The organism is Sphingomonas oligophenolica (genome assembly GCF_006438955.1).
Lineage (GTDB): Bacteria > Pseudomonadota > Alphaproteobacteria > Sphingomonadales > Sphingomonadaceae > Sphingomonas > Sphingomonas oligophenolica_A.
The window spans coordinates 1-13,254 of sequence record NZ_RCZK01000004.1 but is presented as its reverse complement, the minus strand read 5'-3'; the positions used below and the strand labels follow the sequence as shown (position 1 = coordinate 13,254).

15 protein-coding genes are annotated in these 13,254 nt (G+C 67.8%); 9 read left to right on the top strand and 6 right to left on the bottom strand.

Going from position 1 to position 13,254, the window contains the following annotated elements; genetic code table 11:
- Window positions 1-69 precede the first annotated feature (69 nt).
- From EAH84_RS06125 to EAH84_RS06115, 3 genes are read right to left on the bottom strand one after another with little or no spacing between them, the layout of a single operon-like run.
- Complete coding sequence (locus EAH84_RS06125; RefSeq protein ID WP_140869340.1) at window positions 70-954, bottom strand: DMT family transporter; 885 nt, start codon at window positions 952-954, stop codon at window positions 70-72.
- A 44-nt stretch (window positions 955-998) separates the two neighbouring features.
- Window positions 999-1,823 carry a MipA/OmpV family protein gene (locus tag EAH84_RS06120; protein WP_140869337.1) on the bottom strand — a complete coding sequence of 275 codons (825 nt, stop codon included), beginning with the start codon at window positions 1,821-1,823 and terminating at the stop codon, window positions 999-1,001.
- Between the two features lie 44 nt (window positions 1,824-1,867).
- On the bottom strand, window positions 1,868-2,356 hold the full coding sequence (locus tag EAH84_RS06115) for a hypothetical protein (protein WP_140869335.1): 489 nt from the start codon (window positions 2,354-2,356) through the stop codon (window positions 1,868-1,870).
- 149 nt (window positions 2,357-2,505) lie between these two features.
- Between EAH84_RS06115 and EAH84_RS06110 the strand changes: the two genes are divergently transcribed.
- Complete coding sequence (locus tag EAH84_RS06110; protein WP_140869332.1) at window positions 2,506-2,895, top strand: four-helix bundle copper-binding protein; 390 nt, start codon at window positions 2,506-2,508, stop codon at window positions 2,893-2,895.
- 5 nt (window positions 2,896-2,900) lie between these two features.
- Complete coding sequence (locus EAH84_RS06105; RefSeq protein WP_140869329.1) at window positions 2,901-3,743, top strand: oxygenase MpaB family protein; 843 nt, start codon at window positions 2,901-2,903, stop codon at window positions 3,741-3,743.
- A gap of 10 nt (window positions 3,744-3,753) precedes the next feature.
- Here EAH84_RS06105 and EAH84_RS06100 read toward each other — a convergent pair whose 3' ends face one another.
- Window positions 3,754-4,578, bottom strand: a complete 825-nt coding sequence (locus EAH84_RS06100; RefSeq protein WP_140869326.1) for a class I mannose-6-phosphate isomerase — start codon at window positions 4,576-4,578, stop codon at window positions 3,754-3,756.
- Between the two features lie 102 nt (window positions 4,579-4,680).
- Between EAH84_RS06100 and EAH84_RS06095 the strand changes: the two genes are divergently transcribed.
- Complete coding sequence (locus EAH84_RS06095; RefSeq protein WP_140869324.1) at window positions 4,681-5,649, top strand: outer membrane protein assembly factor BamD; 969 nt, start codon at window positions 4,681-4,683, stop codon at window positions 5,647-5,649.
- A gap of 61 nt (window positions 5,650-5,710) precedes the next feature.
- Here the strand turns inward: EAH84_RS06095 and EAH84_RS06090 are convergent, their stop codons facing one another.
- A complete protein-coding gene (locus EAH84_RS06090) occupies window positions 5,711-6,109 on the bottom strand; it encodes a cupredoxin domain-containing protein (RefSeq protein ID WP_206663948.1) in 399 nt (132 codons plus the stop codon).
- Between the two features lie 135 nt (window positions 6,110-6,244).
- Here EAH84_RS06090 and recN point away from each other — a divergent pair, with 135 nt between their 5' ends.
- From recN to ligA, 5 genes are all read left to right on the top strand, one after another.
- Window positions 6,245-7,903, top strand: a complete 1,659-nt coding sequence (recN, locus tag EAH84_RS06085; RefSeq protein ID WP_140869321.1) for a DNA repair protein RecN — start codon at window positions 6,245-6,247, stop codon at window positions 7,901-7,903.
- Between the two features lie 43 nt (window positions 7,904-7,946).
- A complete protein-coding gene (locus EAH84_RS06080) occupies window positions 7,947-8,528 on the top strand; it encodes a hypothetical protein (RefSeq protein ID WP_140869318.1) in 582 nt (193 codons plus the stop codon).
- 281 nt (window positions 8,529-8,809) lie between these two features.
- Complete coding sequence (locus tag EAH84_RS06075; RefSeq protein WP_140869315.1) at window positions 8,810-9,598, top strand: hypothetical protein; 789 nt, start codon at window positions 8,810-8,812, stop codon at window positions 9,596-9,598.
- An 81-nt stretch (window positions 9,599-9,679) separates the two neighbouring features.
- Entirely contained in the window at window positions 9,680-10,012 is a 333-nt protein-coding gene (locus EAH84_RS06070) for a hypothetical protein (RefSeq protein WP_140869312.1), read from the top strand.
- 38 nt (window positions 10,013-10,050) lie between these two features.
- Window positions 10,051-12,189 (top strand): NAD-dependent DNA ligase LigA, encoded by a 2,139-nt coding sequence (ligA, locus tag EAH84_RS06065; RefSeq protein WP_140869310.1) that lies wholly within the window; start codon window positions 10,051-10,053, stop codon window positions 12,187-12,189.
- A 425-nt stretch (window positions 12,190-12,614) separates the two neighbouring features.
- Here ligA and EAH84_RS06060 read toward each other — a convergent pair whose 3' ends face one another.
- The gene (locus EAH84_RS06060; protein ID WP_140869307.1) at window positions 12,615-13,019 is read right to left on the bottom strand and encodes a hypothetical protein; all 405 of its coding nucleotides are present in this window, start codon (window positions 13,017-13,019) and stop codon (window positions 12,615-12,617) included.
- Between the two features lie 22 nt (window positions 13,020-13,041).
- Here EAH84_RS06060 and EAH84_RS06055 point away from each other — a divergent pair.
- Window positions 13,042-13,254 (top strand): transposase (locus tag EAH84_RS06055; RefSeq protein ID WP_140869304.1); only part of this gene is annotated, 213 nt, incomplete at its 3' end.

Sequence of the window (13,254 nt, the reverse complement as noted above, 5' to 3'; positions counted from 1 at the left end):
TCTCACCGTGCTTCGACAAGCTCAGCACGAACGGATCTAGTTGAAGTCACCGCGCGCTAATCATTGCCCCTACGCCCGATGCTCCTGCGTCTCCGCGATCGGCGCGCTACTCCGCCGTAGCGCGATCACCAGCACACCGAGCAGCGCCAGCGCGGCGCCCGCGATCATCCGTCCGTCGAGTTCGTCGCCGGTGATCATCACCCCCAGCGCGATCGTCGACAGCGGGGTCATCAGCGTCAGCGGCGCGAGCAAATTCGCCTCATAGCGCGCGATCAGCCAGTAATAGGCGGTGTGCGCGCACAGCGAGACGATCAGCGCCGAGAACAACACCGCAGCGACGAACGGCCATCCCGCCGCGACCGACATCTGCCACTGGCCATGTTCGACCAGCGCCGACGCCAGCGCCAGCGGGATCACCCCCGCCATGCCGACCCACGCCTGAAACCGGAGCGGCGCGATCGCGGGCATCTGCTTCATCAAAATCGCGCCGAGCGACCCCGCCGCCGCCGCGCCGAGCACGAACAGCAAGCCGTGCGACACCGTGAACCCCGGCCGCCACACCACCAGCAGCACCCCTGCTAGCGTCAACCCGATCCCGAGCCCACGGCGCCAGCGAATCCTCTCGCCGAGCATCACGATCGACAGCAAGGTCGTGATCGGCACCCCCGCCTGGATCACCACCGCCGCCATCGACGGCGAGGCGGTCTGCAGCCCGATGAACAGCAACGCGAAATTGCCCGCGCCCATCAGGATGCCGACGCTCAGCAGCCGCCACACCGGGCGCGGCATCGGCAAAAGCCACGGCAGCGTCGCCGCGACGACCACCGCGAACCGCACTGCCGCGAAGAACAGCGGCGGGACATGCCACTGGCCGACGACGATCTTGCTGACGACGTTGCTGAGGCCCCAGGTGAGGCAGACCGCAACGAGCAGGAGAAAATCGCGAAACCGCATCCGGGTCCTGTGCGATACCCGCCGCCGCTTGGCCAGCGCGGACGTTAGCGCCCGACGCCGCGCCCGAACGTATAGGTCAGCGCCAGTCCCGCCGATGCCTGGTTCTTGGACCCATAGCGCGCGACGATCGGGGAGCGTGCTGGGTCGCCGACCAGCCGCTCGTATTTGGCATAGCTGTAGATTCCCCAGCGCGGGGTGAACTGGCGAACGAAGCCCGCGGTGGCGCCGATCGATTCGATCCCGCCGCCGGCCGCGAACGCACGCAGCCCCGAGGCGGCGGCCGCGCTCGGCGAGACGCCGAAATAGGCGCGCTCATAGCGTTCGTTGGTGATCGTCACTCGCGGTCCCAACGAAAACAGCCACGCGTCGCCGCGCCGCGCGACATAATCCGCACTGATATCGGCGATCAGCCCGCGGTGCCCGCCAATGCCCTGTCGCACTTCGGTGCGGAGCCGGGCGGCGGGCGCGAGTTGATACTGCACGAAACCGCCGATTTCGACGGTGGAGCCCACCGCGGGCAGCCGCCCCCCGACGTCGCTGCTCCGGCGGCGGCCTTCGAACCCCAGCACCGGGCCAACCGACAGCCGGTCGAGCGTCAGAACCGCGAATCCGATACTTTCGTCGGGGGCTTCGAACGCGAACGGCTCGTCACCGCGCGCGCGCACGAAATCAAAGAACGGTTGCACGCGAACCGTATCCGCGCCGGGAAAGCTCGGCACGATCTGAGGTCCCAGCCCCACCCTCGTGCGGTACGGCGCGTCGTGATCCTGATCGGCGGCCTGCGCCGCCGCCGGGACGACCGACGCGACGGTGGCGAGCAGGGCGACAAGGACCGAAGTCGTCGTCAACGCGAATCGATGTTGGATCATGTTGTCCTCCTACAGCCTCGAGGCGGATTTGGCGCGCAACCGAATCACGCGGCAGCCACAGCGGCGGCCGATCGCGCATCGATCACCGCCCGCGCGGTCTTGTAGCAATCGTCGATATGCGCGTTTCCGGCGAGCTTCATCGCGCCGAAACCGATCGTCGCCGCCACCGCTGAGCCGAGCACCGGGACATATTTCGCCGCCGATGCGGTCGCGAGGCGGACGCCGAAGCGCTTGAGCAGTCGCACCACCATCTGCCGCGTCACCATCCGCCCGATCACGTTGTTGCCCAGGCTCGCGGCGACGACGAACACCTGCTGGACCGTGGTCGGATCGAGCTTGTCGACCTGGTCGTGATCGAGTTCGAACTTCGTGCTGATCAGCGGCAGAAGCGTGGCGAGCAGCCCGATATCCGCGACCACGTCGGCACCGGGAATCGGGATGACCGCCGCGCCCGCCGCCATCAGCGATCGTTTGGTGACCAATTTGCGGCAGTCGCGCCGCACCGTATCGAGTGTCTTGATGTCGTGGATCATCGCTGGTTCTCCCTGTCGGGGCTCAACGCCCCGGCGCGGCGATCGTGGCCATGCGGTGCGACCGGCAGCGAAAATAAACCGCGCCGCACACCGATCGATCCGGGTGCCCGATCGTTGGGATCACTCACCATCGCGAAGGAACGCCCAGCATGTCGATCGAAAAAATGATCAGCCTCCATCCCAATGTCGGCGATGATTTCAACGAGCCGCTCGCCAAGGCGGCGCGCCACGCGATGCTGTGTTCGCTGTTCTGCACCTCGTGCGCCGACGCGTGCCTCGCCGAAGACGGCGACATGCGGCAGTGCATCCGGTCGTGCCTCGACTGTGCCGTTGTGTGCGATGCGACCGCGCATCTCGCGGTGCGGCGGACCGGGCAAAATGTCGCGCTGCTCCGCGCCCAGCTCGACCTCTGCATCCAGGCCTGCGATGCCTGCGCGACCGAGTGCGACCAGCACGATAGCGATCATTGCGCGCTGTGCGCGACGATGTGCCGCGAATGCGCTGCCGATTGCCGCGCGGCGCTGGCCGGGGTCGACTGACCGAGATGGCGCTGCGCCAGGCGATCGCGGATCAGGTCATCGCGATCTTCAACGACCCCACCCGTGGCGAAGCGCCGGTCGGGCGGAGCGACGACAGCCTGTTCGGCGCGCAGTCGGTGGCGTGGCGGGTCCATGGCGACGTCACGTCGATGATGGTCGGCGGCATCGCCAGCCTGATGATGCAGATGCTGATGCCGACGGTGCTCGCGGGGGTGTGGGATCATTCCAATTTCCGCGCCGACATGCACGGCCGGTTGCGCCGCACCGCGCGCTTCATCGCGACGACGACCTACGGCCCCCGGCAAGCGGCGGAGGCAGCGATCGATCGCGTCCGGCGGATCCATAACACGGTCGACGGGCGGCTGCCCGACCGCACCCCCTATCGCGCCAACGATCCGCGCGCGCTCGCCTGGGTCCATGTCACCGAGGTGACGAGCTTCCTCGCCGCGTGGCGACGCTATGGTGAGCCCGCGCTGTCGCGCGCCGATGCCGATCGCTATGTCGCCGAGACCGCGCGGATCGGTGCGGCGCTGGGCGCGGACCCGGTCCCGCACACGCTGCGCGCGGCCGAGACGCTGCTCGAATCGATGCGCGGCATGGCACGCAGCGACGCACGAACGCGGGAGGTGCTGGCGCTGATCCTCGCCGATCGATCCGACGATCCCCGCGTCCGCGCGGTCAGCAAACTGATCCGCGCCGCCGCGATCGACCTACTGCCCGGCTGGGCGCGCGACCTCCACGGCCTGTCCTCGCCCTTGATCGGGCGGCCGCTGGTGCGCAGCGGGACGATGGCGGTCGCGGAAACGATCCGCTGGTCGTTCCGCCGCCCTACCCTGGCGCGCACCTGAATCGGCTAAATCAAATCCGCCGCGTCCCCGGATAGGCGAACAACAGGTCGGCATCGGCGCTGGTCGTTACCGTCTCGGTGCCGGTCACGGTAGCGCACTCGCCCGCCTTGAACTCGACCCCCGCGACCGATCCCGATCCGGTGATTGGGACGATCCACCCGGTCGTGCCGTCGGGCAGCGCCACCCCGTGCGTCCCGCTCGACCAGCGTTCGAGCACGAACTTCGGCCCCTCGACCAGGATCGTGCGGTGGAGGTCGACCTGCCCCGGCGACGGCACCGCGCGATACGGTTCGAGGTCGGCGACCGCGACTCCGTCGTCGAGGTGGAGTTCGCGGTCGCTGCCGTAATCGTACAGCCGATAGGTGGTCTCGCTGTTCTGCTGGACCTCGATCAGCGTCAGCCCCCCGCCGATCGCGTGGATCGTCCCCGACGGCGCGTAGAGGAATTCGCCCGCGTGGATCGGCACCCAATCGAGTTCCTTCTCGATATCCCCGTCGAGCGCGGCGGCGCGGAGCTGGTCGCGTGTCATCGGCGCCTTGGGGCCGAGCGCGATCGTCGCGCCGGGTTTGGCCGCCAGGATCGTCCAGCATTCGTCCTTGCCGCGCGGCAGGTCGCGCTGGTGTGCCTGCTCGTCGTCGGGATGGACCTGAACCGACAGCTTCTTGCCGGTGAACAGATATTTGATCAGCAGATCGGGCTGGTGATCGCCCGGCTCCTGGAACCACACCTCGCCGACGGGTTCGCCATCCTGGGGCGCATCATCGAACCCGAAGCCCAGATCGTGGCGCCCCCAGGGCTTTTCGACGCGATGAGTGTGGAGCAGCGTGGCGGGCATGATCGTCCTTGGAACTGGAGTGGCGGCATAGTGGTGACTGGCTTCGAACGCACCAAAGGGGGGATTGTTCGCGACGCACCGCTTACGCTATGGACCGCACCGATGCGTATCCCCCAGTCTGCCCGTTTCGCCAAGGCCATGCCTGCCCGCGCGATCGCCCTCGCCCTCATCGCCGCGATGGCGTTGCCGATCGGGGGGTGCGCCCGCACCAAGACCAAGGGCGACCTGCCCTATGTCGCGCGCGACGTGGGCACGCTGTATACTGCGGCGAAGCGGCGGCTCGATGAGGGACGGTACAAGGAGGCGGCGCAGCTGTTCGACGAGGTCGAGCGCCAGCATCCCTATTCGGTCTGGGCGCGGCGCGCGCAGGTGATGAGCGCGTTCAGCTATTATCTGGATCGCGACTACACCGAATCGATCCAGTCGGCGCAGCGCTTCCTGTCGGTCCACCCCGGCAACCGCGACGCGCCCTATGCCTATTATCTGGTCGCGCTCAGCTATTACGAGCAGATCAAGGACGTGACCCGCGACCAGAAGATCACCCGCCAGGCGCTCGATTCGCTCGGCGAGCTGGTCCGGCGCTACCCCGACACGCGCTATGCCTCCGACGCGCGGCTCAAGATCGATCTCGTCAACGATCACCTCGCGGGCAAGGAAATGGAGGTCGGGCGGTTCTACGAACGCCGCGGCCAGTGGCTTGCCGCCAGTATGCGCTTCCGCAAGGTGATCGAGGATTTCCAGACCACGACCCACGCGCCCGAGGCGCTGATGCGGCTGACCGAAACCTATCTGGAGCTCGGCTTGCCGATGGAAGCCCAAAAATCGACCGCGGTACTCGGTGCCAATTATCCCGGGTCCGACTGGTATGGCCAGGCGTACAAGCTGATGCAGGCGCATCCGGCCCAGGCGCTGCCGGTCGTGCCCGCGGGGACGATGCCGATCCCGCTTGGCACCCCCGGATCGACCCCCGGGTCGCTGCCCGGCACCGCGGGCAATTCCAAGCCCGAGGCGCTGGCCCCCGCCGGCTCGACCACCGCGACACCGAGCGGCGCGGAGCCGGCCCCGAACTGATCCGTTTATGGCGCCGGTATCCGCAACGCTGCCCCTCGTTCAGCCCCGCACCAGGATCACGTTACAAAACGATGATCCTGCCCTTCATGCCGAAGGTGGAGTGCATGAAATGCGAGCAATGCACGTCGTAGGTGCCCGCGCGGGTCGCGACCAAGTCCACCTCGACGCTTTCCCCGCCGTCCACCGCAACCTTCCCCTTGTCGACGATCGAGCGGTTGGCCGGATCGAGGGTGGCTTGGGCGAAGAATTCTTTGGCGACAAAATCGTGGCCCCCACCCGATGTGTTGACGAGGTGCAGCCGGTAGGGGGTTCCATGCTGGAGCGTGATCGTCGCCGGCGTGTAGGCGAAACTCGACAGGTCGACCTCGAGCACCTTGGCGCGCGACCAGTCGGGATCGGCATGAGCCGGGGCGACCCCCATGATCATCGCCGCCCCCAGATACCACGATATCGTCCGCATGACCGGCGCTCCTTTGTACCCGCTGCACCCTATCATCGTCGCAGGACTACGCCAACGGGCTTCTCGGGCGCTAAAAGTGGAGCGCGCATTCGAAGAGGGTAAACTTCGTCCGTGGCTGCGCTATAGCCGCTGTATATGCTCACCGCGCTCGCCATCCGTGACGTCGTCCTTATCGAGGCGCTCGACCTGGAATTCGGCGCGGGGCTCGACGCGCTGACCGGCGAGACCGGGGCGGGCAAGTCGATCCTGCTCGACGCGCTGGGGCTCGCGCTCGGCGCGCGCGGCGACACCGCGCTGGTCCGCCACGGCGCGACCCAGGCGATCGTTACCGCGACCTTCGACGCACCGACCGGCGCGCTCGCCGTGCTGCTCGACGACAACGGCGTCGCGGTCGAACCCGGCGAACCGCTGCTGATCCGTCGCATCGTCAAGGCCGACGGCGGCAGCCGCGGCTTCGTCAACGACCAGCCCGCAGGCGCCGCGCTGCTGCGCGAGATGGCGCCGATGCTGGTCGAGATCCACGGCCAGCACGACGATCGCGGGCTGCTCGCCCCCGCCGGGCATCGCGACCTGCTCGACACTTTCGGGCGGATCGACGCCCGCGCGACCGCGCGCTGCTGGGTCGCGCTGCGCGACGCCGAGGCCGCGCTCGCGGCGGCGCGCGCGGACATCGAGACCGCGGCGCGCGATCGCGAATGGCTCGCCCATGCGGTCGACGAATTGACGACGCTCGCCGCGCAGCCCGGCGAGGAAGAAACGCTCGCCGATCAGCGCCGGACGATGCAGCGCGCCGAAAAGATCGCGGACGACCTGGCGCAGATCGACGATTTCCTCGACGGCTCCGACGGCGGGCTGGCCAAGCTGCGCCAGGCGGCGCGGGTACTCGAACGCATTGCGCCCGATCACGATTCGCTCGCCGAGGCGCTCGCCGCGATCGACCGTGCGGTGAACGAAGGGGCGAGTGCGGAGGATCGGCTGCGCGACGCGCGCGCCGCGCTGACCTATGATCCGCGCGCGTTAGAAGACGACGAAGCGCGGCTGTTCGAACTGCGCGCGATGGCACGCAAGCATCGCGTCCAGCCCGACGAGTTGCCCGCGCTGGCCGACGATCTCCGCACCCGGCTCGACCGACTCGAGGCGGGCGAAGGCGGGGTCGCGGCGCTGGCAAAGAGCGTGGCGGCAGCGCGCGAGGATTATGTCGCCGCCGCCACCGCGCTGAGCGCGGCGCGGCGCGGCGCGGCGGCGCGGCTCGATGCGGCGGTCGCGGGTGAACTCGCACCGCTGAAGCTCGATACCGCACGGTTCCGCACCAGCGTCGCGCCGATCGACCCGGCGGGGTGGAACGCCAGCGGTCAGGACCGCGTCGAATTCGAGATCGCGACCAACCCCGGCGCGCCGTTCGCGCCGCTCACCAAGATTGCGAGCGGCGGCGAATTGTCACGCTTCATCCTGGCGCTCAAGGTCGCGCTGGCCGAAGAGGGCGGCGCGGCGACGATGATCTTCGACGAGATCGACCGCGGCGTCGGCGGCGCGGTCGCCAGCGCGATCGGCGAGCGGCTGGCGCGGCTGGCGGAGGTGACTCAGCTGCTCGTCGTCACCCATTCGCCCCAGGTCGCGGCGCGCGCCGCGCAGCATCTGCTGATCGCCAAGAGCCACGACGGCACCGTGACCCGGACGGGGGTGCGCCGCCTCGACGAACAGGAGCGCCGCGAGGAGATCGCGCGGATGCTGTCGGGTGCGATCGTCACCGACGAAGCACGCGCGCAGGCGGGACGATTGCTCGAAACCGCGTGAACCCCGCGGTCGTTGATGCCGCGAACCACCAGGAGACGATGTAATGCGAAACCGGCTGACGATCGCGGCGTGCGGCCTGCTCGCGGCCTGCGGCAGCGACCCCGCGGCGAACGGCAACCAGAGCGTGATCAATGCCACCGTCCCCGACGCACCGCCCGCCCCCGCCGCGATGCAATCGGTCGCGACTTCCACCCCCACGCCAGGCGCCACCCCGACATCGATCACGGTGTCGACGACGCCCGCGACCCACGGCCAGGACGTCGCCGCGGCAGTCGCCACCATCGACGCCTATTATCGCGCGATCGACGCGCATGATTATCAGCGCGCCTATCGCTTGTGGCGCGGCAACGGCGACGCGAGCGGCCAGGCGCTCGACCAGTTCGCGCGCGGCTTTGCACATACCCGCAGCACGATCGTCGCGACCGGCGATCCCGCGCCACCCGAAGGCGCGGCGGGATCGAGCTACGTCACCGTGCCCGTCACCGTCTCCGCGACCGACGACACGGGCAAACAGCAGCGGTTCGCAGGACAATATGTGCTGCGCCGGATCAACGACGTCCCCGGATCGAGCGCATCGGATCGCCGCTGGCACCTCGAATCGGCGTCGTTGAAGCGCACGCGCTAGAGCGCGATGACGTTACCTCGATCAGATCTGAACCGTTCGCCCTGAGCCTGCGAGGTTCCCATGAAAGTACTACTTTCATGGGGCCGGGTCGAAGGGCGGTGAGACTCACCGTGCTTCGACAAGCTCAGCACGAACGGGTTTATGCGAAGTCATCGCGCTCTAGCTCGCCGGGGCCGTGCCGCTGACAGCGGCGCAATTCATGCTATGATTTCGGTGCGGGGGCACTGCCCCGAGTCGCGTGTGCGCGTGCGTTGTCCTCAAGGAACAGGAACGCTCCACTCATGAAAACATCGATCCTTTGCGCCGTCGCCAGTCTGGCGATCGCCGCCCCCGCGCTCGCCGCCGGCCCCTTCGACGGAACCTGGAAGGTGAATGTCGCCTCCGCCAAGCTGTCGACCAAGCCCGAAGTCTGGGCGATCAAGGACGGCGTCTACACCTGCTCGACCTGTACCCCCGCGATCCGCGTCGCCGCCGACGGCAAGCCGCATGGCGTGCCCGGCCATGATTATTTCGACACCATGGCGGTGACGGTCGTCAACCCGACGACGGTCCACTACCTGTACGCGCGCGGCGGCAAGACCGTGAACGATTCAACCAATACACTCGCCCCCGGCGGGCAGAAGCTGATGACGAGCTGGACCACGTCGGACAACGCCAAGGGCGAGACCGTGAAGGGCAAGGGCGTGATGGCACGGGTATCGCCGGCACCCGCGGGCACGCATCCGATATCGGGCGGGTGGCGCCAGACCAACGACGTCCAGCTATCGGACCAGGTCCTGACCGTAAAACTGGCGATGGCGGGCAACGCGCTGACGATGACCCAGCCGACCGGCGAAACCTATACCGCGACGGTCGGCGGCGCGATGGCTCCGATCAAGGGCGATCCCGCGCACACGATGGTCAAGCTCACCCGCGCCGGCCCGCAGACGCTGGTCGAAACCGACTATCGCGGCGGCAAGCCGGTCAGTCGTTTCACGATGACCCCGATGCCCGGCGGCAAAACGATGAAGTTCGTCAGCACCGACCTGAAGGCCAACACCACCAGCGAGTTCACCGGCATCCGCCAGTAAACCCGCATCCGTAGAGGGGGGGACCGCGGAATATGTTTATTTGCGCGCGCGACTTTCGAACTTGATCTGCGTTAAGCCTCGATGGTTGCCCCTCCCCTCACCGCCGCACCGCCCACCAACTGGAGCCGGGTCGAGGCGCGCATCGCGCTCGCGATGCTCCCGATCGGCGCGGTCATGACGTTCGTGTCGGTGATCGCGTTCATCACGATCGTGGTGCTGATGTTCGCGACGCTGGTCCAACGCCCCGCCGCCGCGTCGCTGTTGCTGGTCTGGTGTGCGTGGGCGCTGATCGTCGCAGGCGCGAACCTGATGAAATCGATCGAGGGAATGAGCGCGCTCGACTGGCGCCCGATGATTCCGGTCTCGCTGCTCTCAGTCGCGATCGTAGTCGCCTATCCGGGCTGGTGGATGTAGGCTTGCGGAGCGCCGCCCCTCTCCCCTAGTCCAGCGCGATGCCATCGCCCGATCAAACGCCGCTGCCCGATGACGCGGCTGCCGCCGCCGCGGAACTGGCGGCACTGGCGCGCACGATCGCGCATCACAACGCGCGCTATCACGGCGACGACGCACCCGAGATTTCGGACGCAGAGTACGACGCGCTGGTCCGCCGCAATGCACGGATCGAGGCGGCGTTCCCCGCGCTGATCCGCGCCGATTCGCCGAGCCGCCAGGTGGGATCCGCACCTTCGGGTCACCTTGCCAAGGTCGCGCATGCGCGCCCGATGATGAGCCTCGACAACGCGTTTGCCGACGACGAGGTCGAGGAATTCGTCGCGCGCGTCCGCCGCTTCCTGCGCCTCGCCGACGACGAACCGATCGCGCTGACCGCCGAGCCCAAGATCGACGGGCTGTCGTGCTCGCTGCGCTATGAACACGGCGCACTGGTCCAGGCACTGACCCGCGGCGATGGCACGACCGGCGAGGACGTGACCGAGAACGTCCGCACGATCCGCGACATCCCTGCCCGGCTGCGCGGCGAGGCCCCTGCGGTGTTCGAAATCCGCGGCGAGGTCTATATGGCCAAGACCGACTTCGCCGCGCTCAACGACCGGCTGCTCGCCGACGCCGCCGCGACCGGCAAGGAGGCGCGCCAGTTCGCCAACCCGCGCAACGCCGCGGCGGGATCGCTCCGCCAGAAGGACGCGAGCGTCACGCGGGAGCGACCCCTCAAGTTCCTGGCGCACGGCTGGGGCGAGACGTCGGACCTGCCCGGCGAGACGCAGACCGAGGTCGTCGCCGCGATCCGTCGCTGGGGCCTCCCCGTCGCCGATGCATTTGCGCGGGTCGACGATGTCGCCGGGGCGCTCAGCGTCTATCGCAGCATCGAGGCAGCGCGCGCGGACCTGCCGTTCGACATCGACGGCGTGGTCTACAAGGTCGACCGGCTCGACTGGCAGGCGCGGCTGGGGCAGGTCGCCAAGGCACCGCGCTGGGCGATCGCGCACAAATTTCCCGCCGAACGCGCGCAGACGACATTGAACGCGATCGACATCCAGGTCGGGCGCACCGGCGCGCTGACCCCGGTCGCGCGGCTCGAGCCGGTCACCGTCGGCGGGGTCGTCGTCACCAACGCGACGCTCCACAATGCCGACGAGATCGAACGGCTCGGGGTGCGCCCCGGCGACCGCGTCCTGATCCAGCGCGCGGGTGACGTCATCCCGCAGATCGTCGAGAACCTGACCCCCGATGCCGAGCGCGCACCGTGGGTGTTCCCGCACATCTGCCCCGAGTGCGGATCGGCGGCGGCGCGCGCGGAGGGCGAGGTCGTCTATCGCTGCACCGGCGGGCTGATCTGCCCCGCGCAGCGCGTCGAACGGCTCAGCCATTTCGTCTCGCGCCACGCCTTCGACATCGAAGGGCTGGGCAGCACGCTGATCGAGGCGTTCTTCACCGACGGACTGATCGCATCCCCCGCGGACATCTTTCGCCTGACCGAGGACCAGCTTGCCGGGCGCAAGAAGGAGGGTCGGGTGTGGGCGGCCAAGGTGATCGAGGCGATCGACCGCAAGCGGACGATCCCACTCGACCGGCTGCTGTTCTCGCTCGGCATCCGCCACGTCGGTGAGATCACCGCGCGCGATCTCGCGCGGCGCTACGGCTCGGCCAAGGCGCTCGGCGCGATGCTGCGCCGCGCGGTGTTGCTCCACCACGTCACCCGGCCCGCGATCGGCGAACCCGAGCGCAAGTTCGTCCTGCGCCGCGACAAATTGCTCGTCGGCGTCGTCGCGACCGCGGGCGTCGGCCCCGAAGTCGCGACCGCGCTGATCGGCTTCGCGGCGGAACGCCACAACCGCACCGTGGTGTTCGATTTGCTGCGCGAGGTGCGCCCCGAGAATGTCGTGTTCGAAACCACCGACTCGCCGGTCACCGGCAAGACGATCGTCTTCACCGGTTCGCTCGAAACGCTGAGCCGCGACGAGGCCAACGCGCAGGCCGAGGCGCTCGGCGCGCACGTCTCGGGGTCGGTATCGGGCAACACCGACCTGGTCGTCGCGGGGCCAGGCGCGGGATCGAAGCTGAAAAAGGCGAGCGACCTGGGGGTCGAGGTGATCACCGAAGCAGACTGGATCGCACTGGTCGCGGCGCACTGACCCTCGCACAATTTAACTTCGGCCCATTACAAGGTTAATGACCCAGAGTAACTCGGAAGCCACAGGTGTTGAAAAAAGTTTAGACGGCCTGCCTTCCTGCGACTGTTCGGAAGATAAGTGATCGTGCGGGCGTGATTCCACCACGACTACAAAACTTCTATCATATCCGACGCCCTCCAATCGGCGTCGCGCACGTCGCCACACGGCATAGTGTAGCCGTCGGCAGCAAGACGCGCGATCAATTCTCTCCAGTCGCTCGCGTGGGCGCGTCCTGACGAACGAAGCAGCCAGCGCCCGTGTCCGTTTCCGTTTCCTTGGAAGATGGACCTTTGGTCCAAACCTCTGCGCCGCGGCATCCGCCTCAAGCTCCCGCTGGGCGTCAGCTACACCGATCCCAAGCCCATCATTGCTGGCCGCTAGGGCCTCTAAGTTCGGGGTGCCAATCCACCGGCTTGAATGACCAACGTGAGGAGGTGCTGCGTCAGCACATCCTGGCCGAGCTCATGAGCCATCATCCTCCAATCGTCCCAACGATCGACGCGCTTGGCGACCCACGCGAAGAAATCGTCGCGCCCGCGCTGATCGACAAACGACAGGGACCAATTCACGCGGCGCGTCGGCATGCGCGCTTCCAGTGCCACGCTCGTCAGCGTCACGACATAGTGTCGCCCCACATTTTCACGCGCGAACACATGCCGCCGCTGGCCGACGGCGCGTTCGAAAACGCGAAGAGCGTCCTCGCGAGCCTCTTTTGCTTCGGCATCACCCAGAGGTGGCTCGGGAAATCTGAACAGCGGGGATAAGTGGATTGCCGATCTGACCGCGGCCATGTTGGCCGCCCCAGGAGGCAAGATGAGCAAGCGACCCCGCCGGAATCACAGCCCGGCGTTTAAGGCCAAGGTAGCTCTGGCTGCCGTGAAGGGTGAGAAGACGCTGGCCGAGTTGGCGCAGCAGTATGACGTGCATCCAAACCTCATCAACCAGTGGCGATCCCGGCTGCTGGAGGGCGCGGCGGACGTATTCGGATCGGAGCCGGCCGCGAGCGAACCGGCGATCGACGTGACT